16 protein-coding genes are annotated in these 23341 nt (G+C 64.1%); all 16 read right to left on the reverse strand.

Annotated features, from left to right (window positions below; all coding sequences use genetic code 11):
* Positions 1 to 72: 72 nt before the first annotated feature.
* The 16 genes from VGE08_RS21240 to VGE08_RS21315 all read right to left on the reverse strand — a co-directional run bounded on the left by VGE08_RS21240 (position 73) and on the right by VGE08_RS21315 (position 23340).
* Entirely contained in the window at positions 73 to 1851 is a 1779-nt protein-coding gene (locus VGE08_RS21240; protein ID WP_331069925.1) for a ShlB/FhaC/HecB family hemolysin secretion/activation protein, read from the reverse strand.
* 2 nt (positions 1852 to 1853) lie between these two features.
* A complete protein-coding gene (locus VGE08_RS21245; protein WP_331069926.1) occupies positions 1854 to 3476 on the reverse strand; it encodes a formylglycine-generating enzyme family protein in 1623 nt (540 codons plus the stop codon).
* Positions 3477 to 3483: 7 nt separating this feature from the next.
* Positions 3484 to 7581: a protein kinase domain-containing protein gene (locus VGE08_RS21250; protein WP_331069927.1), complete on the reverse strand. Its 4098-nt coding sequence runs from the start codon at positions 7579 to 7581 to the stop codon at positions 3484 to 3486.
* A complete protein-coding gene (locus tag VGE08_RS21255; RefSeq protein ID WP_331069928.1) occupies positions 7578 to 8315 on the reverse strand; it encodes a PP2C family protein-serine/threonine phosphatase in 738 nt (245 codons plus the stop codon). The genes VGE08_RS21250 and VGE08_RS21255 overlap by 4 nt, the downstream gene beginning before the upstream one ends.
* Before the next feature lie 2 nt (positions 8316 to 8317).
* Positions 8318 to 9583 carry a type VI secretion system-associated FHA domain protein TagH gene (gene tagH, locus VGE08_RS21260; RefSeq protein WP_331069929.1) on the reverse strand — a complete coding sequence of 422 codons (1266 nt, stop codon included), beginning with the start codon at positions 9581 to 9583 and terminating at the stop codon, positions 8318 to 8320.
* Positions 9584 to 9641: 58 nt separating this feature from the next.
* On the reverse strand, positions 9642 to 10400 hold the full coding sequence (gene tagF, locus VGE08_RS21265) for a type VI secretion system-associated protein TagF (RefSeq protein ID WP_331069930.1): 759 nt from the start codon (positions 10398 to 10400) through the stop codon (positions 9642 to 9644).
* A gap of 3 nt (positions 10401 to 10403) precedes the next feature.
* Positions 10404 to 13916, reverse strand: a complete 3513-nt coding sequence (gene tssM, locus VGE08_RS21270; RefSeq protein ID WP_331069931.1) for a type VI secretion system membrane subunit TssM — start codon at positions 13914 to 13916, stop codon at positions 10404 to 10406.
* Between the two features lies 1 nt (position 13917).
* On the reverse strand, positions 13918 to 15297 hold the full coding sequence (gene icmH, locus VGE08_RS21275; RefSeq protein WP_331069932.1) for a type IVB secretion system protein IcmH/DotU: 1380 nt from the start codon (positions 15295 to 15297) through the stop codon (positions 13918 to 13920).
* Positions 15298 to 15301: 4 nt separating this feature from the next.
* Positions 15302 to 16636, reverse strand: a complete 1335-nt coding sequence (gene tssK, locus VGE08_RS21280) for a type VI secretion system baseplate subunit TssK (protein ID WP_331069933.1) — start codon at positions 16634 to 16636, stop codon at positions 15302 to 15304.
* Positions 16637 to 16648: 12 nt separating this feature from the next.
* Positions 16649 to 17122 (reverse strand): type VI secretion system lipoprotein TssJ, encoded by a 474-nt coding sequence (gene tssJ, locus VGE08_RS21285; RefSeq protein WP_331069934.1) that lies wholly within the window; start codon positions 17120 to 17122, stop codon positions 16649 to 16651.
* Positions 17123 to 17196: 74 nt separating this feature from the next.
* Positions 17197 to 18540: a type VI secretion system-associated FHA domain protein TagH gene (tagH, locus tag VGE08_RS21290; protein WP_331069935.1), complete on the reverse strand. Its 1344-nt coding sequence runs from the start codon at positions 18538 to 18540 to the stop codon at positions 17197 to 17199.
* Between the two features lie 38 nt (positions 18541 to 18578).
* Positions 18579 to 18878: a PAAR domain-containing protein gene (locus VGE08_RS21295; protein ID WP_331069936.1), complete on the reverse strand. Its 300-nt coding sequence runs from the start codon at positions 18876 to 18878 to the stop codon at positions 18579 to 18581.
* The gene (locus tag VGE08_RS21300; protein ID WP_331069937.1) at positions 18875 to 19576 is read right to left on the reverse strand and encodes a DUF6931 family protein; all 702 of its coding nucleotides are present in this window, start codon (positions 19574 to 19576) and stop codon (positions 18875 to 18877) included. The genes VGE08_RS21295 and VGE08_RS21300 overlap by 4 nt, the downstream gene beginning before the upstream one ends.
* Entirely contained in the window at positions 19573 to 21603 is a 2031-nt protein-coding gene (locus VGE08_RS21305; protein WP_331069938.1) for a type VI secretion system Vgr family protein, read from the reverse strand. The genes VGE08_RS21300 and VGE08_RS21305 overlap by 4 nt, the downstream gene beginning before the upstream one ends.
* A gap of 138 nt (positions 21604 to 21741) precedes the next feature.
* Entirely contained in the window at positions 21742 to 22014 is a 273-nt protein-coding gene (locus VGE08_RS21310; RefSeq protein ID WP_331069939.1) for a hypothetical protein, read from the reverse strand.
* Between the two features lie 120 nt (positions 22015 to 22134).
* Complete coding sequence (locus VGE08_RS21315) at positions 22135 to 23340, reverse strand: tetratricopeptide repeat protein (protein ID WP_331069940.1); 1206 nt, start codon at positions 23338 to 23340, stop codon at positions 22135 to 22137.
* Position 23341 lies beyond the last annotated feature (1 nt).

The following is a 23341-nucleotide window of genomic DNA, read 5'->3' on the forward strand; positions in this document are numbered from 1 at the left end:
TTATAGGCATGCTGGCACGCAACGAAACAGGAAACCCCACCCAGAGGATTCGAAACCGGTCCGGACGACGCCTCAGAAGCTGGCGCCCAAGCGGAAATAGATCTGTGGATCACGGTCGTTGCCGACCGGTCGACTCGACAACGGGGTCGCGACTTCCAGGCGCGCGAACACACGCCCTGGTACCGAGAACTGCATCGCGCCGCCGGCACCGCTGAGCTCTACGCTTCGATCCTGCGCGGACAGCAATGGCGGATTGAGCCAACCCTTGGCGTAATCGGCGAACATCGATAGCTGCAGCAGCTGACCCCACGTGTAACTACCGAATGCGGGACGGCTCGCGATACCGGGCGCGCCCAGGATCAACTCGAGCGAGGCAACGCCGCCTCGTTCCGCGAGCACTTCGGAGACGGAGTACGCGCGCACGCTATCCGGACCGCCGAGCGAGAACTGTTCGAGTGACACGAGCGGATCGTCGCTGTACTGCCCCTCCACGCGAAGAAGAATGGAGGTCGTCTGCGTGAGGCGCTGCAGGCGTTGGATTTGCAGCGAGATCTTGTCGAACTCACCCGAGGCGCCCAGCCGGCTGGCACCGCCGGGAAGTGACGGATCGTAGTCGCCCAGCGAACCCAACAGGTCCTTGAAACCATGCGTGTAAGAGAACGTGAACTGATTTACGCCGCGAAAGCGCGTATCGATTCGTTCCCATTGCGCGTCGAGCCGCGCGGTCGTGAGCTTGTCGTCGTAGATGGCTGCAGGCGGCGCACGAAATTCCGCCGTCTTCACGTTGACGGCAAGCCCGATGCTGGCCGACCCGAGGCGAGTGCGTGGGAAGTCGTGGCGGTAGCCGATCTCGTCGACCTGCGTTTCACCTTCAGTGTCGACTGTCGCGAGATTGGCGGCACTCGCACCCACGGTGTACGTATTCGTCAAATGCAGCACGCGCAACGAGTCGCGCGGACTGAACAGCGGAATCTCGTAGTCGAGTCCGCCGTAGATGCCGTGAGTGCTGCTATCGGAGGAGTCGAGCGCATATAGCCCGACGAGTTGCAGTCGATCGGCGCGGCGCAAAGGATCATTGAAGGTGAAGACAAACTGAGCGCGGTACTCTCCCGCGAACTGCGAGCCGTGATTGTCGAGCGCCGCTTCCATCCCGAATCGATCTTCCGACTGCACTCGCAGCGTCAGCCGGCTCGTGCCCACTTCGCGACCGGCGCCGAGCACGCCGAACGCCGTTACGCCGGGATAGTTCGTCAACGTCAGCAGCGCCGACTCGATCGAGTCCTTCTCGATGGGCTGCCCCAGCAGCGAGTCGAAAGGTCTCTCCAGCACGTTTGCGCGGTAGCGTTTGTTACCCTCGACCTGAACTTCCGCGAGCGTACCTTCCAACACCTGGACAACCACCTGGCCGTCAACCACCTCCTGCTCGGGCACGAACGACTGCGCCAGGATGTAGCCGTGCTCGCGGTAATACGCTGCGACGTTGCCGGCAACTTCATGCAGTTGGTTGATCGAGTATCCGGTGTCGGGCTGCTCGATGCGCGCCTTCTCGAGCACCGCCTCGGCTTCTGCCACGCTCACCCTGTGCGCCGGCCGATCCACGGCACCGACGAGCTTGAACGCCTTGACCAGGATCCTCGGCCCCTCGTCGAGTCCGAGCGGCCGGTCATACACGCGCGGAATGGAGAAGAGATCGCCTCGCTGCTCGGTCTGCGGCACAGCAGGTTCGACCCGTGGCAGCACACCTCCCGGCGTTGCCGCGGGCGGCACTTGCGCGCGAGCTTTGTCTATCGACGTGCTGATCGCCAGGCTGACAGCCAATGCGGTCAACAACACGGAATTGGGTCGCGCCACGTTTACGGTACCTCCCGCAAGACTCGAAAGCCGGTCAACGCATCTCGCGTCTCGGAAGGCAGCCCCTCGCGCATCGATAGCCGCAGTTTTGTAGCGCCGTCGGCATAGGAACCGCCGCGCACCACGCGCATGTCGTTCGCAGATGAACTCACCGCGGAGCCATCGCTGGGCGCGCCGGTGAAGTTCTCGACCCATCCGTCTTCGACCCACTCGCGCACATTGCCGAGCGTGTGCATCAACCGAAAAGCGTTGTCGTTGAATTTTTGGCTGCGGCGCGCAGGCATCGTCTGGCTCGCCAGCATGGAAAAGTGCGCATCTGTGGGCGACAGCGAATCGCCACGCGGCACCAGCCCGCTTTGTCCCGCGCGCGCGGCGTACTCCCACTGCGCCTCGCTCGGTAAGCGATATCGAAAGCCCGTTTCGCGCGACAACCATTCGGCGTACGCGCGTGCATCCTGCCAGCTCACGTTGACGACTGGATAATCGTCGCCCGTCCACGGTTGCGTGGCGCACGATCGGCCCGTGTCGGCGCAGTACAACTGGTACTCCGCTTGCGAAACTTCGTGCACCGAGATTGCAAATGGCTCGCTGACTCTCACGCGGCGGATTGGCTGCTCGGTGGCAGCGACATCGCTGCCCATGTCGAACTCACCCGCGGGCACCAGCGCAAGCTGCGGACCGCTCTGACCTGACGACAACGTGTCCTGACAGAACGGCCGGCGCGTGCGAATCAGATCGCGGCGGCACGTGGTCGTAGGAGTCATGGACTCGGCAACCTTCGACGCAGTGGGCACGGCTTTGGCAGCTACGGCATCAGTGTTCTGCTTCTGTGCGCTCGATTCCTCATCGGCTTTCGCCGCGCGCGGCGCCGGAGTTTCGCGTGGCGCTTCCTCGGTTACAGGTGTTGCAGGCGCGGTTGATGTGGGCTTGGGTGTCCCAGACTGATGCATTCCAGACTGATGCAGGCTGTCGCTGGTGGTAATGCGGATAGCCGCATCGGGCGAGTTCAGATCCAGGCCCACGGTCACGGCGAGCGCTGCTAGCGGGCTCGACTTGGCCGTCAGCGGTGCTCGCGCGAGTGCCTGTTGTTCCTTGAAGCGCTTGCGCAAATCGTCCACGAAGCGCTTGAACCACTGCTCGCCTGCGACCGCTCCGATCTGCTGTTGCCCAAGCTCCAGCAATGCCACGTTCAAGGCGGCAACATGCGCGTCGCTCCAGTCTCCGCGTTGAACGAATGGCTCGACGACCTCACGAACCGGACTGACCGGCGCGACTACGTCCGCTTCCGCGGTGGTCTGCTCCTCCGGCGTCGAACGGTGCAGAGCCCACCATGCGACGGCTGCGATCAGCAGCAGAGCCGACAGCGCGATGACGATGCGCCGCGGTAGTTTTGTAGGCCGCGCTGGCGCTTTCGTGGTTGAGCCCGTGATTTGCGGAGGCCGCGTAGAAGCCGCACGTCCCAGCGAACGCGGCTGAGTGACGGCCATTTCGTCCATCCCCAGCGCGTGCAGCTCCAATGAATCGAGCAATGGAGCACGCAGCTTGCGATACGTCTCCAGATTGAGTCTGCCTGCGTGATGATCCTGCGCCAGCGCGCGCAGGCGGGCGGCGAGATCGGCACTCATGCAGGCATCACCCGATCTCCCGCACGACGCGCATGCCCGTGACCGCATCAGCCGCTCCCGAGTGCGGGCGGCTCGATTCCGGAGCACACGCTGACATGCTGTCGCTGTAGGAGCCACCGCGGGCCGCGATGAAGCTGTCGCCTACGACCAGTTCCTGCGCGTTACCGAGATAGTTGTACAGGCCCCAATCATTCGCTTTGCCGGATTGCACAGGCTCGAGCGCGACGCCGCGAACTTTCTTGCCGCCGATCTCCACTGAACAGTTGATCGAGCTGACATCCGCGCCACGTCCCTGAGCTTTAACCGCGTAGGTCCACTCCGCATCCGTGGGCAGCCGATAGACGGCGCCGCTGGCACTCGACAGCCAGGCGACGTAGTTCTGCGCGTCCTCGAGCGAGATACCCGTGACAGGTCGATCGCCCGGGCCCGTCGGTGCTTTGCACTTGCCAGTGCGCTCACAGTAGACGGAATACTCCGCGATGCTGACTTCGGTACGTCCCAGCGCAAATACCTTTCCGACCGATCCGCCAGCGGGGATCACGACGAGATCGGGACCGCGTCCGTCGCCGTCCAGTGTGTCGTAACACACAGCCTGCCTGCGCTTGCCGTAGCCAGCAAGTTGCGCAGAACAAGCGATCTCCGGCTGCTTGCGTGCGGGCACGGAAACTTCCGCGACCGGATTCGCAGGGCGAACGGCGGCAACTCGCTGCGTACTCCGCTCGGCAGGTGCTGCCTGCGGCTGCGTGCCTGCGGGCTGCTCGCTTGCAGTTGTCGCTGCCTGCTCCGTCGGATCCGCTGTCGCGGGCGCAACAGTAGTCGGTTCTTCTGTTGTCGCAGGTGCATTCAAGCTTTCGAGAATGGCTTCACCCGCGAAAATCTCGCGCGCGGCATTCGTGAGGCGCTCGACTTGGGCTGCATCGTTGCTCGAACGAATCCGCGCAATGAGACTGCGCGCGAGGCGCTGCCTCACAACCGCGGCCTCGGTGGCATCGAGCCTCGCGAGACGTTCGAGCTCGCTGCGCGTCGCGCCGACATCGATCACATTCGCGGACTGCAGACGCTGATCGAGCGTCTGATAACGTTGATACCGGTCGCGTGCCTGACTGACACCCGCCATCGAAGGCGCGACTTCGCCGGCGCGCGTAGTCAGCGTAATCGCGTTGGCATAGCGCCCTTCCTTGGCTGCAACCGACGCCAATCGCAAGTAGGCACCGCCGATCGCTTGGGGAGCCTCGTCGGAGAGGTACGTGTCGTTCTTAGGCAAGTTCTCGCGCAATTCCGCGAACGATGCCAGCGCCTCGGTAACCTCATTGGCTTTGGCCTGCAACAACAGCTTGTGCTTGAGGGCTTCCAGCTGCGCGAGTCGACTACGTTGTTGTGCAGCGGCTTCGCGCGCCGCACGCGCTTCGGCGAGCAGTTGCTGCTCGGCAGAAAGAGATGCAGCTTTCGGGGCGTAAGCACGCGCTTGGTCGAGCATGCGGCTCGCTTCTGCGAAACGCTGCTCGCCACGCAATTCACGCGCTTGCTCGATATATGCATCCGCCGCTTGCGATTTGACCTGCGCGACGTATGGGTCCGAGCTGGAAACGTATGCCGACAGCCGGCGCAGTTCGAGCTCGAACCGTTCGCCCCATTTCGCATCGGCGGCACCACCTTGCACCAACGCGTCTATGCGACTCTTGATTTGTGCGACAGCCGCCTCGCGTTCCGCAGCGGCGCCCTGCCCCGCGGTGAGCTGCTCTCGCTGTTGGTTGACGAAAGCGACAGGAAGCAAGTCAGCATTGCGCGCGACGAGTTCCAGCGCCTGTGCGTGGTCGCCCTGTTTCGCGAGTAGTGCGCTCTGCTCGCCCACTTCCTGCTGTGCGAGTTGCTGAACGCGCTTGAGGACTGCGCTGTCCGGAGCGACCGAGCGTAGTTCCTCGATTTCTGCGCGACGGCCTTCGAGGTCGGCAAACTGCACCTGGCCATCGAGCAAGGTGCCCAACGAGCTTTCGAGCGCTTGTGCACGCATCGCTAGCTGCTGCTCGTTCGTGGCCCGCAGAGCCTGGTCGCGCAAGTCGGCCAGCATGGCGTCGTTGGGGTCGAACGACAAACCCGCGCTGACCAATTGTTGAGCGAGAGCTGGGTCCTGGGCGTTCAAAGCTTGCGCGGCAGACAGCACGAATGCACCCGGCAATCGCGGATCGCGCAGCAGCCGGTTCTCGGAATCGATGCCGCGCAACGCCGCCAGCACCGTGCCCACGTTGGGTGTGCCTTGCGCATCGATGAGCAAGCCGCGTTTCAAGTAGTCATCGAACAGGTCGCTCAGCCGCTTGATCTCGTCGTTCTCGCGCGCCACCAGGCGGTCATCCAGATCCTTGACCGCCAGCGAGTCCGGCAGGAACGACTGCAGTTGAATGAGCAGCGCACGGGCGCGCGGATAGTCGACATTCTCGCTGCTCGGGTCCGTTGCTGCGTTGATGCGGTTCTCGAACAGCGTGATGAGCCCGGTGCGCGCACGATCATCGAGCATGATGGCTGCGCGCTGCTCCGGAGTAAGCGACTCCAATTGCAACACCACTGCATCCAGCTCGGTAGCGTCGCCCTTGGCAAGCGCGTCGATCAGCGCTCGCTCGCGGCGCTTCGCCAGATATCCGGGCGTGAGCGTACCCACGATGACGAGCACTGCAATCACTGCGGCAGCGACACCAACGTGAGTGCCCGGCCGACGACGCCGCGGCAGCAACTCGTTGAGAAATTGCTGCGCCGATGCCGTGCGCTGCTCGCGATCGAACGCAAGGCCGTGTTTCAGCGCCTTCCACTGATGGCGCTTCAAACCGCGCGGGCGCTTCGCAACCATATGCTTGTCGCGCGCTTGTACGGCGGACAAACGATTGAATGGATGCTTGCCGCTGATCAGCTCGTAAGCAACGCACGCGATCGCGTACACGTCGTCGCGCGGATCGGGCTCCAGGCCCTCGATCATTTCACAACTCGCGTAGGTCGGCGTGAGCGCGCCGAGCGTTCCCGGATCGAACAGCGTCGTCGAACCCGTCACGTTGTCGGAGCGCTTGGCCGCGCGTGCGATGCCGAAGTCGAACACCTTCACGACACCGGCCTTGGTCAGGAACGCGTTCGCCGGCTTGAAGTCCGAGTGCACCACGCCTTGCTCATGCGCATACGCCATCGCCCGGCACATATCGCGCGTGAGCCGCAGCGCGCGGTCCAGTGGCAGCCCGGTTTCTTCGTGTTCGCGAATGAGCCGGTCGAGCGACTGGCCCTCCAACAATTCCATGACCATGAACACGTTCGCGCCGTCGCGGTCGAAGTCATAGACGGTCACGACGTTCGCGTGCGCGAGATGTTGCGCCTTGCGCGACTCGCGTTGCAGAGCTTTCAGTGATTCGGGATGGCGTCTGAATTCGTCGTTGAGCAGCTTGATCGCCACGTAAGGATTGCGATCTTGCGCTTCCTCCTTGCGCAGGTCGCGCGCTTTGTAGACGACCCCCATGCCGCCGCGCCCCAGCTCTTCCTCGAGCACGAAGCGATCTTTGACGATGCTGCCGCGGGTTGGCGAAGCGGCATCGCCCGCCCACAGGCTCGGATCGGACCAGTTCGAGCCCGTGGGCCGCGAGCCAGTCGGAACGCCAGTGCCCGTCACGTTCCCTGTGCCGGTCACATTTGCACTGTTTGGGGCCCCGCCCGTGCCCGTTACATTCCCTACGGGTTGAGCGCTGCCGGTTGCATTGCCGACGCCAGTGTTCGGGGGCGCGGCTGCGCGTGGCGCGCGAAACTGAGTGGCATCACCCGACGGTGGCGGTGCTGCTGCCTTTGCGGGTGCGCGAAACTGCGTCTTGTCTGCGCTCTCCTGCGCCGAGCTCGGCTGTGCAGCGCTGGGTTCCGGCGTCGGAGACTGACTCTGTTGAAACGTACGCACCGCTTGGATGAGCGCCAGATATGTCTCGCCCGAAAGGCGTCCACTGCGATATACCGCCTCGATGTAGGCGCCGTGCGCCGCCGCGAGCTGTGGCTGCCGCGTCAAACCGAGCGTGAGCACGCGTTCGAGCTCGGCCATGCCAAGCTGGCCGCCCGTGTGCGCGTCGAGAGCCTGCCGGAACTCGTTCATGCGCCGGAGAACTCCACCACGATGACGGAAACGTTGTCGCTGCACACTCCGCCGAGCGCCTGTTTCATGAGCGCCTTGCAAGCGCCTTCGGGATCGTTCGCGGTCAAGTGATGAGACATGTCGTTCTCGGAGATTTCCCTGTACAGCCCGTCGCTGCACAACAAGTAGCGGTCGTTATTGCGCAGCTCGCGTAGTTCGATATCGAGATACAGATCCTGCGCGCCGCCCACGGCGCGTGTGATGACGTTCGAGGCGTTCGTGTGCGCATCCGGCACACCACCGTCGATCGCCTCCTGTTGTTCGCTGTGATCATGTGTGATCTGCTCGAGCTTGCCGCCACGCCCGCGGTACACGCGGCTGTCGCCGGCCCAGACGCTGATGCAATGGCGCTCGAGCGCGAGCAGCGCGACGATCGTGCTGCCGCTCATACCCGCGCCGCTCACGAGCGATTCGTTGTAGAGGCGCCGATTCACCTCGGTCAGTCGGTCTTCGAGATCGTCGAGCAGCGCGCTTGGAGGGCCGCGCCGCTGGAATCCCGCGAGGGACTCGACGATCATGCGACTGGCGACGTCGCCAGCGTTATGGCCACCCATGCCGTCCGCGACCACCCACAGGCCACAGGCTGACAGGTCCAGAATCGAGTCTTCGTTGTGCGAGCGGACATTGCCCTTCGTCGTGGCCGAAGCGCAGCGCCACGTGAACCCCTTCCGTGATGAAGTATCCACTGCGGACATGCTCAGCGCCTGCGCAGCCGCGCGTCCGCGGCGAGCTTCTGCAGGTGCTCGTTGTAAGCCCGTGCGAATTCTTCACCGAAGAGCATTTGGAAATGAGCCTCGCGGTCGCGGTCTATCTCCTCGAAGCGTTCGCGATACAGCTCCCAATACTTGCCGCGCCCGCCGAGTCCGAGCATCGCGGTACGCCGTACCTTGCGCTCGTAGACTTCCTCCAGATGCGTGGGATGAAACTTCGCCAGCATCGCGTAGAACGCGGCGCGCACGCCAACCAGCACCGCCGCTTGATGAAACGCCGCGTCCTGGAAACCTTCCTCGAAGGCTTCGAGCGGTCCGAGATAGCCGGGATTGCGCTTCACGAACAAATTGAACAGCGCATCTTCGGCGTTCATCGAGAACTTCAGCGGATTGTTCTCCACTGGCTTGATGATGGTAATGGGCAGGCGGAAGGTGTTCTTCACGTCGGCGCGCGACTTCAATACGTCCATCAAACCTTGCACAGCGATGCGTAGAACCGCACCTAGCTGCTGCTGGATCGCCGGATCGACACGCGCAGGATCCAAGCCGAGCGATGTGAGCAGCTCCGCAGCGCCGCCAGACGCAGCAGCAGCCGCAGGAGGCGCGCTCGCCGGCGGTGATGGCACGGCCGCGGGCGCAGGCGCAGGCGTTGGAACCGGTTGCGGCGCGCTTGGCACTGCGTGAGCAGCCGACACGCTATTGAAACCCGTGGGCTCCCAGTTATCAGGAATAAGGCTTGCACCAGGTGCGGCGGGCGCAGCTGCAGGATGAGGTGCCGAAGGATGAACCGGCGGCGCCGCAGATACAGGTGGCGCCGAGGGATGAACCATTGCCGCGGCCGGCGTAGCGCGCGGCTGAGACAAGCCCGCGCCGAGTGCCGCGAGCGGATCAACGGTTCCGAGCCCTACGCCAGGCGCACTCGCCGGCGCGGATGCAATGAGCTGCACGATGATTTCGAAATCGCCGATGAACAGCCGGTCGCCGTCCTGCAGCTTGGTCGGCACCGTGCGCGACACCGGCTTGTCCGGAGCATTGAGGAACGTACCGTTCGAGCTGGTGTCTTCGAGATAAAAGCCGTCGGCCTCCCAGCGCACCTTGGCGTGGCGGCTGGAGACGAAGTTGTCCGGATCGGGCAGCACCCAGTCGTTGCCGCCCACGCGACCGATCGTGCCGCCGCGCTGGTCGAACACTTTATATGCGGTCGCGCCGAGCGCCGCAGCCTGCGAACTGATGATGCTCAACGCCAGCAACATGACGGCAGCCCCCAATACGCCGCAGCCGAAATCTCACAGCCGAGCATGCGATCGCGCCTCATACGAGCATCTCCGCGGGACTGGTCCAACTCGAGCGCGACCAGTCGCCGGACAACATGGCGCCAAACGCCGTTGCTTCGGGCAACCCGCGCAGCGCCAGCCAACTCGCACCGACCGCTTGAGATCCTTCTGTCCACCACAGGGTGAGTGGCTTCAATCCACGATTCATCTCTCGGTACGCCAGCACGTTGACTGCACGCTGCAGAGACTGCGCGGACTCGAGTGGCACATGCCACCGAAGCGCCTGCGCAGGAAACGCGCTGTCACACAGCGATTGCATCAGCGAAGCCGACTCTCTCGCATGTTCTGCAGCAAGAGGTGCGCTGAGCCCAGCGACACGCTCGTCGAAAGCTTCGATGTCGACCGCCTCGGCTTCCAGTGCCTCGATCACCAACGCCTCAGCAGCTTCGAACCACGCGCCCGCGCCGCATGCAACGTCGAGTGGACAATGACCGGCGGCGAGTTGTGCAACGACCGTCAGAGGAAAGTACCGGCCGACGCGATCCACGCTCGGCACGAGCACTCCCGCGTAACACGCATCACCGCAAACGCCGGCATCGAGCACGAATCGCCACACCGGACCCGTGAGATACGCATCGAGCCACGCCTCTCCCAGCTGCTCTTTGCTCGCGTGCATGCACTCCTGCAGCCACGCGTCCCAGGCATCCACGAACAGCGACGGCGCGCGACGCTGCAGGAAATCTCCCCTGCAAGGAAGCTTGCCGTAAAAGCCGATGTCGATCGCCGCGCTCGTCATGACTTACATCGCACAACGAAAGCCCGCGAGCTCATCGCGCGCAAACGGATTGCGGATGGATGCCGCATCGAGCGTGACCTGCATCGTGCGACCACCGGCTGCGAACGCCACATTGAGGCGCGTATCTGAAACACGCTGAACTCGTGATTGATCGAGCAGCCGGAACCACGCCCACGGCCCCTCGCGCACGAGGCTCGGACCGGAGCCGCCTGCCGCCTCGAAGACAATCGCGGCCTGGCCGACCGCTCCGCCTGGCCAGGTCATCGCACTGCTCTGCTGCGGACCGTGTCGATACTCGAATCGCTGGCCGTCCAACTCGAGGCTGAACCGCGTCACTGCGGCATCGAGCGAGTTGGGAGTCAACGTGAAGCGTGTTTCTGGTGTCTGTGAGCCGGGCTTGAAATAGACGTCGCGGATGCGACGAGCCTGCTGAAACTGCTTCAGCATCGCCGGCGAGCCACCGATGGCTGCCGCGCCTGCGCGCCAGGTCCACGGTGTGCGCGACACGTCGACGAGTCCGGCGAGATTGTCGCGGAAGAACGTGTCGAACGTGCCGTTGTAACCGAACACCCGACCAAAGTCTTGCAGCGGAACATCGTTGGGGCTGCTGCGATCCAACGGATAGCGCCCTTCCAACAGCTCACGGCACTCGCGCAACACCTGTTCGGTGTAGCGGCGCGAGAGATCACCGCGCGCTTGCCCCATCGCAATCGATTCACCGCGAGCGCCGATCTGCGCCACCATGGCTCCGATCGGCTCCGGCAACTGTCGCGCCTGCAACTGCAAACTCTTCATTGCGTCCGCCTGACCGGACTTCACCACGGCGTCCAATGCACTGGTGTCGCCCAGGCCCGAACCCATCGATTGCAACTGAGTATGTGTTTGCTTGAGTGTCGCAAGCACGGCATCGATCGGTGCCGCGCCGGGCGGTCCCTGCACGAGGGAACGAATCGACTCGAAGTGTTTCGTCACTGCCGTGCCAGGTTCCGCGGCACCCGGCGGTGGAGCGCCGAGAACGTTGGCGAGTTGCGCCGCCTTCGCTGCCAGTCCTGCGGCGGCGGCACCAGCGGCACCCGCTGCAGCAACATCTGTGGCGGGCTTCAAGAGATTCGTGTTCTCGCCCGCGGCAGCAAGGAAGCCCTTCAACGGCGAAGCTGGACTCGACAGGATCCCGAGCTGATCCGTGAGCTCGGTTGCACTCGCCGTCGGCCGGACCTTCACATCGCGCAGCACGCCGTCCCAAGTGCGGATGTAGTCCTGCTCATATAAAGAAATCATCTCGTGCAGCAGCGCGCCGCTGTTGCGCGCATCGAGCAAGTTGCCGCCGAATACCCAGGCGTCCGCCGCGAACTGCTTCAGCAACTCGTACTTGCCCGTGCTGTTCACTTCGAGGAATACATCTCGCGTGTAAAGAGCGGGAACCGGCTCGGAAAGCGCGGCGCCGCTTGTCCGCACGAGCACGGTTTCTGCTCCCGGCCCCACGGCCAGATCAAGTCGCAACGCACGCTTCGTATCACCCGCGTAGCCCAGCTTCAGCCGGCTGTACATCAGCACTGGAAGCGATGCAGTGCGCAAGGCGTAGCGTGCTTGCTCGACGAGATCTGAATCGATGCTCGCGAGACGCATTCCCTCTTCGTCGGTCAGCAGCTGTGTGAAATGCTCACCGAGGCGTTCGCGCGTGCTCGGGTCATTCGGATACATTCGGCGCAGCTCAATGTCGCCCAGCACGCGCAGATGCTCTGCGTCGCGATGCTCGGCATCGCCAAGCATGAGATACGCTTTGAGGTATTCGTACAAGCGATCGGGCGCGGCAACGCTCGCGCGCACCTGCTCCGCGAATCGCATGGCCATCACTGGCAACAGCACATTGTTCAGCTCGCGCAAGTACGCTTCGCGAGCCGCTCCGCCGAGCGCGTTGCCCTGGTATAAGCCCATGCGCATGCTCAGGGGCACATCGCCGCGATACTGCTCTGCCGTGTTCGTTACATCACGGAGCGCATCCAACCGCGGCAGCAAAGCTTCCGCCGGCAGCGTGGCGACGTTTGGTCCGAGGCTGCTTTGATCGAGAGTCGCAGCAGAAGCGCTGACCGAATCGATATACGTCGCGTTCGCTTTGTAGCTGAGCGCCAGCCCCGTAAGGCCGAGCACCAGCACGGCGGCGCAAGCGACATAGGCAGCCGCCTGCAGCCCGAACTTCCACAGTTGCAGACGTCGATTGATGCCCGCCAGGCCGGACTCCTGGAACACGACGTTCTTCAGCAGCTTCTCGATAAAGAACGCTTTGCCGCGACCAGCCGCTGCGGGCGCTACTGCACCACTCACGCCGAACGTGCGCGCAATGCTGCCCAACACGCGGTCGACAGGCGTGCCTTCCTGCGTGCCGCTGGTGAAGTAGACACCGCGCAACAGAATCTGCTCTTCGAAGTCGGTGGTCGTGAACACACGACGTAGCAGATCGTTCAGCAACGGGCCGAACGCAGCCATCTGCTGCGGGAACGCAAGAATGCCGACACGGCGACGCGGATCGCGTTCGCTGTCCATGCGTGGCAGCACACGTTGCTGCAGTCGTTCGATCAGGCGCTCGAACTCCTTCTCGAACGTAGCGGGCGCCTGACCGGCTTCGGTGACTTCGATCGGAAAGGTCGTGCCCCACACCTGGGCGCGCGCGTCCTGCCCGAGCTCGTCGAAGAACTCGGAGAAGCCGGCGACCAGGTCGCACTTGGTCACAAGGAAGTACACGGGCACATCGATGCCGAGCGTGCGGCCGATTTCCGCCAGGCGTTCGCGAATCGCGATCACGTGGCGTTCGCGCTCCTGCTCGCTCGATGTGAGCAGATCCGAAGCGCTCATCGCGACGATGACGCCGTTGATCGGCTGACGGCTGCGGAACTTGCGCAGCAACTGCAGGAACGCAACCCAGCCTGCGGCATCCGCGCGCGCATTGGAGTCTTGGGTCGTGTAGCGACCCGCGGTGTCGAGCAGGATGGCTTTGTCGGTGAACCACCAATCGCAGTGGCGCGTGCCACCCACGCCGCGCAGCGCGTCTTTGCCGAACTTCTGCGCCAGCGGGAAATTGAGCCCGGAGTTGACCAGCACGGTCGTCTTGCCCGCGCCGGGCGGACCGATAATCACGTACCACGGCAGCTCGTAGAGATTCGCAGCGCCCTTCTTCTTCGACTTCTTCAGCGCGTCGATCGCTTCCTCGAAGCGTTTGCGCAGTTGCGCGGCATCGCCCGCACGCCCGGCAGCGGCATCGCTATCTTGCGCTCCGGCACCTTGCGCCACGACTTCGTCGGCAAGCTTGGCGCTCGCACGCGTGCTGCGCATCTGTTTCAACAGCAGCACGATGACCGACGCGAGCACCATCACGAGAATCGCGACGACGCGCGCCAACACACCTTCAAGCGGCTTGAAGTCGGCGAATGCAAAATACGGCCCCGCAAACCAGATCAGCGCGGACAGCAGGACCAGCCCGATGAGCAGCAGCACGTTACGGCTCTTGAGTAGCGCCAGCATGTCAGCCGTCCCTGCGATGAATGATTTCGACGCGCCGGTTGCGCGCCCGGTTTTCCGGCAGGTCGGCAGGCTCGAAGCGCGGTTCGAGCGCGCCCTTGCCGGCGGTCTCGATGCGTGCGCCGCTGTGTATGTCCTTCATCAGTAGCGCGGCGACCTGCTCGGCTCTCGCACGCGACAGCTCGTAGTTGTCCTTGAACCGCAGCGACCGCAGCGGTTGATTGTCCGTGTGACCGATCACGACCACGCGGCCGGGCACTTGATTCAGTGCCGCGCCAATCGCGTGCACGAGGCTCGCGTGCCGGTCGTTGACCTGAGTGCTGCCAGAAGCGAACAGATCAGGCACGGCTAGCGTGATCGCGGTACGTCCGCCAGCCTCGTCGAAGTAGATTTGTCCGCTCGCGATCTGCGTAGCCAGCAACTCGCGCAGACCGCTCGACGGAGCAGGCGTGGCGACCGCGGGCGTATCGAACGATTCAAGTCCAACACCTGCCAGTGTCGCGTTGAGTGGATCGGCTTTGGCACGCAACTGCGAATCGAAATAGAGATATCCGCCGAGCAGCACCACGGCGCAGGCCGCGGCAACGATCCACAACGGCACGAAGCGCATTACGGCATTGCGCCGATCCTCAACGCCCTTCCAGCGCGGTGACAGCTCCGGCTCGACGCCGTCGCGCAAGCCCTCGATGCGGCGATACAGGTTCTGGCGAATCTCCGCGAGGCGCGCGGCGCCCTGCGGGTCCAGCCGATACTTGCCTTCGAAGCCCAGCGCCAGACAGACATACAGCAGTTCCAGGAGAGCGAGGTAGCGCTGCGGCTCGCCGGACACGCGATCCAGAATCTGGAAGAACTTCTCGCCGCCCGACGCCTCGCGATGAAACGTGACGAGCAACGATTGCGAAGCCCAGCCGCCTTGCGCGCCCCAAGGCGTGTTGAGCACGGCTTCATCGACGACCGTGCACAACGCATAACGCGCAGCGAGCACGTCTTCCGGCGGAATACCCACGCGTCGCGCGCGATCTTCGAATGAGTTGATCTCCTGCATGGTCTGACGACGCAGTGCCTCTACGTCGGCAGGCGCGATCTGCCCGCGGAGTCGACCGGCGAGGAGCAACAACGGAACGGCCGCTTGCACCAGCGGATTTACTGCAACTCCAGGCAACTGCGCGAGCAGCTCGGCGTTCGCAGGCATTGCGAACTGCGCCGGCTGTGGCGGAGGCGGAGTGGGTGCAGGCGCATACGCAGCCGGCGGCGGAGCCGACGGTTGCACGGGCGGTGGCGATTGCGGTGCCGGCGCGGCGGGCTTGCGGCCCGCGCCGGGGCGCGGCCTGAGAATAGTGACGTCGCGGGGTGCGAGCGGATCGTCGGGTCTGTCCTGGCTCATGCGCTCAACCCCGGATGGCCCAGAATTCCATGTTGAGATTCGGGAACTCGCCGGCCTGATGGATGGCGATGCCGCCCGACGTCTTCAGCATGCGCCACAGCTCGTTCGAGCGATCCAGCTCGAAATAGGCAAAGCCGGCGTGATACGGAATCTGGCGCGGCGCGACCGCCATCGCCTGCAGGCCGATACCGGGCAGCTGCAGGTTCACCAGATCGCGAATCTTTTCGACGGGACCGATCTTGAGCTGGGCGGGAAAGCGGCGGCGCAGCTCTTCGGCCGGCATGTCCGCGTTCGCGGCGAGCACGAAGGCCGCGGAATCGAACAAGGTCGGGTCCGCGACGGTGGCAACGCTGATGCCGAACTTCTTGTGAGCCAGCGGAATTGCAATCGCGGTCTGCTCCATGACCACGCTCAAGCACGAGCGCAACGCATTGATGACGGGCTCGAAGCTCGCATTCAGCGCATCGTGACGATAAGGAGGAAACTGCGGCGGACGGCGCGCGGCGGCGGTCAACGTCGACAGTTCGCCGGTCATCTCCAGCAGCAACCGATAAAGCTCCTCGGGATGACACACGGCATTCGCGGCCAGATGCGTGGCTACAGGCGCGTAACGATTCACGACCTGCAACATCAGGAAGTCCGCGATCTCAGCCGCACCACCCCGCCCTGTCGCGACCGCGCGCGCCGCAAGCGCTTCGCCACGCTGATGTAACAGGCCCTGCAATTCGGTCAGGAAGGTCGCCAGGCGTGCCGCAGCGCCGGTCTTCAGGACAGTCGGCATGAACCGGTCATCGAGTACGACCTGACCATCCGCGCGACGCTCCACAACGTGCGCGAGCGGGATCTGCGCGAAGTCCTCGCGCGGCTCGCTTTGCGTCATCAGACGAGTATTGAGCGCAGCGACGGTAAGCTCTGTCGCAACGGCGGAGTCCGATGTGATATCGCGCGTCTCGTAGTCGCGGCTGCGATAGCGTGTCAGTTCGACGCCGTTCGGCTGCCGTGTAGATTGCAACGCTCCCGACTTCCTCAGCGGTACGGCAAGCGAGATCAGCTGGTCGCGCACCTGCGGACCGATTTCGAGCGGCGCAGGCAACGGCTCGTTCTCAGGCATCGTGAACGGCGTGCCATCGGGAAACACGCCGCGCGCGCGGCGCAAGCCGAGCTTGCCGATGGCGAGCAGGTCACGCTCAATCTCGACTTCGGTGAAGCCCCACGAATAGGCGCGCAGAGCGGCGACGCGGCCTTCCAGGTGCGACTCCAGATAGCGTTCCTGCTGCTGGAAATGCTGGGGGCGTAGGAACAGCCCCTCGGACCAGACAACGCGGTTGTTCTCTGACATGGTCTTTGGTTCTCAATCTTTGACGGACAGCGCCACGGTGTCTTTGTCGAGCGTGATCGTGACGCCATCCTTGCCGAGCAGGTCCGTGAGCTTCTTCTCCGGCGCTCGCGTCAGAGCGCGCCACTGCGCGGCGCGAATGTCGCGAAAGGCCGCGAGCACACCCAGGTAGCGCGCCTGCGCGTCCAGGGGAATCTCCAGCTCTCGTGTCTCGCCCGGCGCGAGCACGTATTCCTGGCGCGAGACCAGGCTCTCGCCGAGAATTTCTTTTTCCTTTCCGTACAAGTCGAAGAATTCGGCCGACGCGAACGCATCCTCGTCCCGCAACTGGAACAGGCGCACGACGATGGGCGAAGCCCGGCCCGACGCATCCGGATTCACCTGCTCGCTCGCGACCAGGCGTGCGCGCGCCGGTTGTGGCTTCGGCGGCTTGGAGGCGCAGCCAGCGAGCATGCTCACCGCCAGCAAGCACGCGGTGGACAGACGCATTGCCGAGAACCGAGACGTTGAACGGTGATGCGTTTTATTCATTGCCCCACTCATTGCCCCACTCACTGCCCCATTCAGCGCGTCGTGCGCCCGCGCTTCAGTACCGACAGCTGCTGCTCATAGGCGCGCGCGAACTCCTCGCCGAACAACCGACGGAATGTTTCATCGCCGTCCTTCACCATTTCGCGATAGCGTTCCGAGTACATCTCCCAATTCTTGGTGCCGCCGAACAGGCTCCGGCGGCCCTGCCGCGAGAACACTTCTTCCAATTGCTCGGGGTCGAAGCGGCTCATCAGGTGATCGAAGCCGGCGCGCACGCCGACCAGCATCGCGAGTTGGTGGAAACGCACATCGCTGAACGCGTCCTCGAACGCTTCCTGCGGCGGCAGGTACGCGGGATTGCGACGGCCGAACAGATTGGCGAGCGCGTCCTCTGCATTCGCCGCGAACTTGAGCGGATTGTTTTCGGACACCTTGACCTGCGTTACGGGCATGCGGAACTCGGTCTTGATCTCCGAGCGCGCGCGCAACACTTCGATCAGGCCCTGCACCACGGTGCGCATGATGTTCCCGAGCACGGCGGATGTATCCGACGGGACCGTGGCGGGATCGACGCCGGCAGCGCGCAAGAATGCATTCCAGTCGAACGTGCCCGCATCGGCTTCGCCAACGGGCGCGTGAGGCGGCATTGGCGCAGGGCGCGCGGGTGATGGCGGAGGCGCCGTAGGACGCGCACTCGCTGTGACAGAAGCCGGCGGTGGCACCGGGGACGCGGGCTGCAGCTTCGAACGATTGAACGAAGTCTTGTCCCAATCCTCCGGAATGGCTTGCGCGGGGCTCGGCGCACCGAAAGGCGCAATGGGCGAAGGCGCGAAGTGATCGGACAGCGCGGGTGAATGATTCCACGGCTGCTCCGGTACGCGCGGCGCAGGCGGTGTCGGCGCGGCGCCGCCGAGCAGCAGTTGTTTGAGCGGATCGAGATCCTCCGCCTCGCCCGGCATATCGACGAGTGGAATGGTAGGCGCGGCTGCACGCGTAGCGTGCCGGCCCGTCTGCGCGGTCAACGGCGCATCCGTAGGCGCCGTTGGTTCGACAGGAGGCGTCGCCGACGCCGACGCCACCAGCTCGAATTCGTCGATGAATACTTTGTCGCCGCTCTTGAGCGGATATGGCTCGTGGCGCGGCAGAACGATATCGGGATTGTTGACGGCGATGCCGTTGGTGCCGACGCCTTCGATGAAAAACACACCGTTGATGAAGCGCACCGTGGCGTGATGCCTGTGCACGCCCGCGCCGGGCAGCACCATCTGATTCTCGGGCGCGCGGCCGATCCGCCCGCCATCGACGGAAAATACCTGGCGACGACCCGCGCCGAGCGCGGCGGCGTTGGCGCTGATGACTTCGAGGGTCAGATACATGACTTAGAGGTTCGAGACTTTGGGCCCGTCACTTTTTGTCAGCCTCCGATCAATACCGTGAAACAGCCCGCGACGATCGTGCCGCCGTGCGCCGTCGTATCGCCCATGCGCGCGGCCGGCTTGCCTTGAATCATCACGGTCGTCGATCCCATCACGATGGAGTCCGGCGGACCGACGCACGTACACATGTCGCCCAGCGTCGCGGCCGGCAGATTGCCGATGAGCACGGTCGGCGCGCCGGGCGGGACGATGGGCCCTCCCACATGCGGAATCGGCGGCACCCCGGGCGTCTGCATCGGGCAGGTATGCATGTCGCTCACGCGCGCCGCGGGTTTCATGCACGTCCTCCGGCAGCTTCAGAGCCGGATCTTGCAACGGCGGGTCCGAAGATCTGTATCGCACGCGTCACGAAACCGTTGATTGTTGCCGCGTAGTTCGTGCCACGCGCGGCAGTGAGCCGCAGGGCCGCGATGGCGGCCTCAGCCGGCAGATGATCTGGTGGCGGGATCGGATCGTAGCCACGCGGCGCCAGGCTTCCGCCAGTCCAGCCGGCGCTCGCGGCAATCCACGCGCCTGGCGTGCGCAGCTCGCCGCGTTCTGCAAACTCCAGGGCGGCTCGCCGATTGTCTTCCGAGGGTTCCGACAACCATTGCTGAGCCAACGCCAGTCCGGCCCGGTCGACGTCGCTCACCTCGGGAGCGTCGGCCAGCGCGGTCCTCAAGCAGTCGCACGCCCAGGCGACCACGTAGCGCTTCGGCAGCACGCGCGCCACGAGCGCGAGCGCATCGGCAGGCAGGCCGGAGCCCATGAGCCGATCCAGAAAACGGCGCACGTTGGCGCCACTGTCCGACTTCAGCAGCGCGAGCGCGTCCGAGCTCAGCGCGGAGAGCTGCACGACGCTGGCTGCGGACACCTCGGTTGTGGGATCGAAAGCTGCGACCATGCCGTCCTTCATATCCAATGTTTCTTGTTTAACGCTGCTGTCTCGATGCTTCTCGTTGCGCTGTCTGCTGCTGCAATCTCCGGCGGCGCTCAACCGATCTTGGTAAGCGCGCCCTTGAGCGAGGCGATGCCACTGGCGCTCAGATCCAGCTGACCCGAGCCCTCCACCTTGGTCATGGTGCCTTTCACATCCAGCTGCTGACCGGAGATGGCGGTCTGCGTACCGTCGATCTCGACCTTGGAATTGCCCTTGAGCTTCAGCTGCATGCCGCTGATCTCGATGGTGCCGTCGCTCTTCATCACCAGCTTCGACTGGCCCACCTCCAGCGTGATCTCCTGGCCGGCCTTGAGCGAGAACTTCTGCTTCACGTCCGCCGAGTCATTGGCTTCCAGGGTGGTGACGCGGTCCTTGCTGACCGTGCGCGTCTCCTTGCCGGTCACCTTGGTTTCCAGGTCGCCGCCGACCGTGAGCTTGTCGTGGTTGTGGATGGTGGTGGTGCGATCGCCGTCTTCCTTTTTCTCGGCCCCCACCGTGACGATCTGGTTGTTCTCCACCACCAGGCGCAGGTCCCTTTCGGCGTGGATGTAGATCTCCTCCGCGTCCTTCTTGTCCTCGAAGCGGATCTCGTTGAAGTTCTCGGCCGTGCCCTCCTTGGTGGTGCGGCTCTTCACGCCGCTCTGGGTCTGCTTGGCGGGCAGATCGTAGGGCGGCATCTGCTCGGCGTTGTAGACGCTGCCGATGATCAGCGGATGATCGGGATCGCCTTCGAGGAACGACACCACCACTTCCTGGCCGATGCGGGGCACGAACTGCGTACCCCAGTTCTTGCCCGCCCATGATTGCGCCACGCGCACCCAGCACGAGCTGTCCTCGTTGGACTCGCCGGCACGGTCCCAATGGAACTGCACCTTCACGCGGCCATATTTGTCGGTGGTGATCTCTTCGCCCTTCGCGCCGACTACACGTGCCGTCTGCAGTCCCTGGATGAGCGGCTTCGGCGTGACGCGCGCCGGACGAAATGGCTCTTGCGCATCGATCGCCTCGAGGCTGACCGCGATCTGCAGGCTATCGTCCGCCCGGACCTCTCCGGTGCGTGCGCCATCCGAAACCACCGTGCACGAGGAACTGGTGATCAAGTGTTGCTTATCGTTGAAGTCATCACGCGGATGGCCTTTGAGCGCGAACAGCTTGCCCGCGAACAGGCCCGCCGCATCGCCGCCGCCGCGGATCACGGTCTGCGACGACTGCATCTGCTGGGCACGCACTTTGGCTATGCGCTCGACACCCGCGGCGGTGAGCGTGGTCGCGCCTGCCGGGTAGTCGAATATCTCGAAACGATTGGCATCGCTTCTTCTCGCGACGGGAGAGACGCCGCTGGCCACCGACGCCGGCGTTTCAAAGTTGTATTCGCGCGCCGCGAACGCAGCCGGCTGGAAGGTCTTCGCCGAGACCCACGTGCTCAAATGATCGCGCTCGCGCTTCACGCCCGCGCCGCCGGGCGGGTAATACGGCACTACACCGTAGTCGGGCTCCGAGCCGAGCTTGGCCACGTCATCCGTCAGCACCATGATGTGGCGGCTGCCGGTATGCTCGAAGTAATAGTAGATGCCCTCGTGTTCGAGCAGCCGGCTCAGGAAATCGAAATCGCTTTCGCGATACTGGACGCGGTATTCCCAAGGCTCGTAGCTGGCACTGAGCTTGAGCTGGTGATCGTCGAAACCGGCCTGGCGACAGACTTCCTTGAAGATGTCCGGCGTCGACATGTTCTGCAAAACGCGGCAGTCGGCGCGGCGCGTGAGCAGCCAGAACGCCGGCCGCAGCACCGCGCGATATTCGTGCCGGCGCTCGTTGCAGCCGATATGCGCGAATTCGGTGACGATGCCATGGAAATAGCGCTTGTACGTGCTGGTGACTTTCAGCTCCACGCACGCCGGCTGGCCCAGGATGCCGTCCGGATTGACCGCGCCGCGCTCGCCGGCGCCTTCCATACCGCACAGCTCGAGATCGAATTGAAACGGCCGGCTGATTTGCTCGGCGGCGGTCAGCCGGGTGACCAGCAGCCCGCGCATGTCGCCGGGACCGGTGAGGCTTACGGAACGGTTCTGCCCATAATCCGGCATGGCGTCTTTAGTCCTTGCTCGCAATAAAGGAGGCCCGCCCGGCGGCCACACCATTCAGGCGCAGGCCCGCCGGCCGAGCCTGGCCCGGCTGCATGATCCAGCCACGAATCCCGCTCGGCCCGGTGCCGGGCCGCCCGCTCAGCCGAACACCAGCTTCAGGCAGGCTTCCTCGTTCTTCGAATAGAAATACAGGCCGTCGGAGTCCTGGCCCTCGGCGATGATCACTGGTGTCGCGCCTTCGAATTTTTGACGGGCGATCGCCGTCGCGGCGACTTCGTTGATGCCGTTCGACTTCACGTACTCCGCCCAGCGCGCATCGCTCTTGTCGATGCGCTGGCCCGCGTCCGTCGCCCGCCGCAGCAGCTTGACGAACTGGTAATAGTCGAACTCGACCACTCTGCCCCGCGCCATGTCTTCTACCGACCTTGATTATGTCTGTTGCCGCGGTAAGTACCTGAAACACCGGGCGCCCGCAAGTGTCGGGTCGGCAATCCAGGCGCTGCCGCCCGATATCTGGCCAGTGGCGCGCGCTCATTTGACGGCCACCACCACATGGCCGGCGACGTCCCGGCCGCCTTCCTTGCGCAGCGTATCGCCCGTGATCGAAACGGACTGGAAGCCGGCCTGCGCCAGCCTGGCCCGTACATAGGATTCCTGGTGGCAATAGCGTCCATGGGGTTCGATTCTATACGGTTGGCCGTCCGGGCCGGGCTCGAGTCGTTCGAGCGTGAAGGCCATCATACCGCCGGTGCGCAGGCAGGCGCATGCCGCCGCGAGCGGCTCGTCGAGCTCGCCGAAATAGACGAGCGTGTCGGCCGAGACGATCAGATCGGCGGACCCCGGGCGTTGCCGCAAGAATGTCGACAACTCCGCCACGATCAACTCGTCATAGACATCCCGGGCACGCGCCTTCTCCACCATGCCCGGCGAGATATCGACCCCGACCAGCGTCCGGGCCAACGGCTTGAACAGCGGCCCGCACCAGCCCGTTCCACAGCCCGCATCGACGATATCGAGCCGCGACCCGGCCGGCGCGTGCAATTGCTCAGTCACGGCAGCAGCGATCAATTCGGGGGCGCGATAACCCAACGACTGCAGATTTTCATCGAAGGTGTCGGCGAACGCATCGAATGTTGCCGTGAGATAAGCATCGCCGGCTCGTGCCGGCACGTTCTCGCCCGTGCACGCTGCCAGCATGTGCTTGGCCTGCGGATTGTCGGGGTCGGCCGCCAGCCACTTGCGGTAGACCTCGATCGCCTCCGGCAGGCGCCGGGCGCGATACAGCAGTCTCGCGAGCGCGTCGTATGCCGCCGCATAGCCCGGACCAAACTCCACGGCTTTGCTGAAGCATTCCATCGCCTCTTCGGGCAGCTTCAAGTGACGTGCACAGACGCCGCGATTGAACCAGGCTTCTGTCATCGTCGGAGCGAGATCGGTGGCGCTACTGAACGCCTGGTGCGCCTCCTCGAATGCGCCACTCGCCATGAGCGCGTTGCCGAGATTCGTCCATGCGTGCGGATTGCGCGGCTGACTCTTGACCGAGCGGCGCAACAGCTCCACTCCCTGCCCGATCTCGCCGGTCTGCACACGCATCATGCCGAGAAAGTTCAGTGCGTCGGCATCGTTCGGCCGCCGCCGCAGGACGCGGCGATAGCCCGCCTCCGCTTCGGCGAAGCGCCCAACCTTGTGCGCTTCGATCGCCCGCAACAGCACTGCTTTCTCGGTCCCCGCGGTCACG

Origin of the sequence: Steroidobacter sp. (assembly GCF_036406195.1) — a bacterium.
Classification (GTDB): domain Bacteria; phylum Pseudomonadota; class Gammaproteobacteria; order Steroidobacterales; family Steroidobacteraceae; genus Steroidobacter.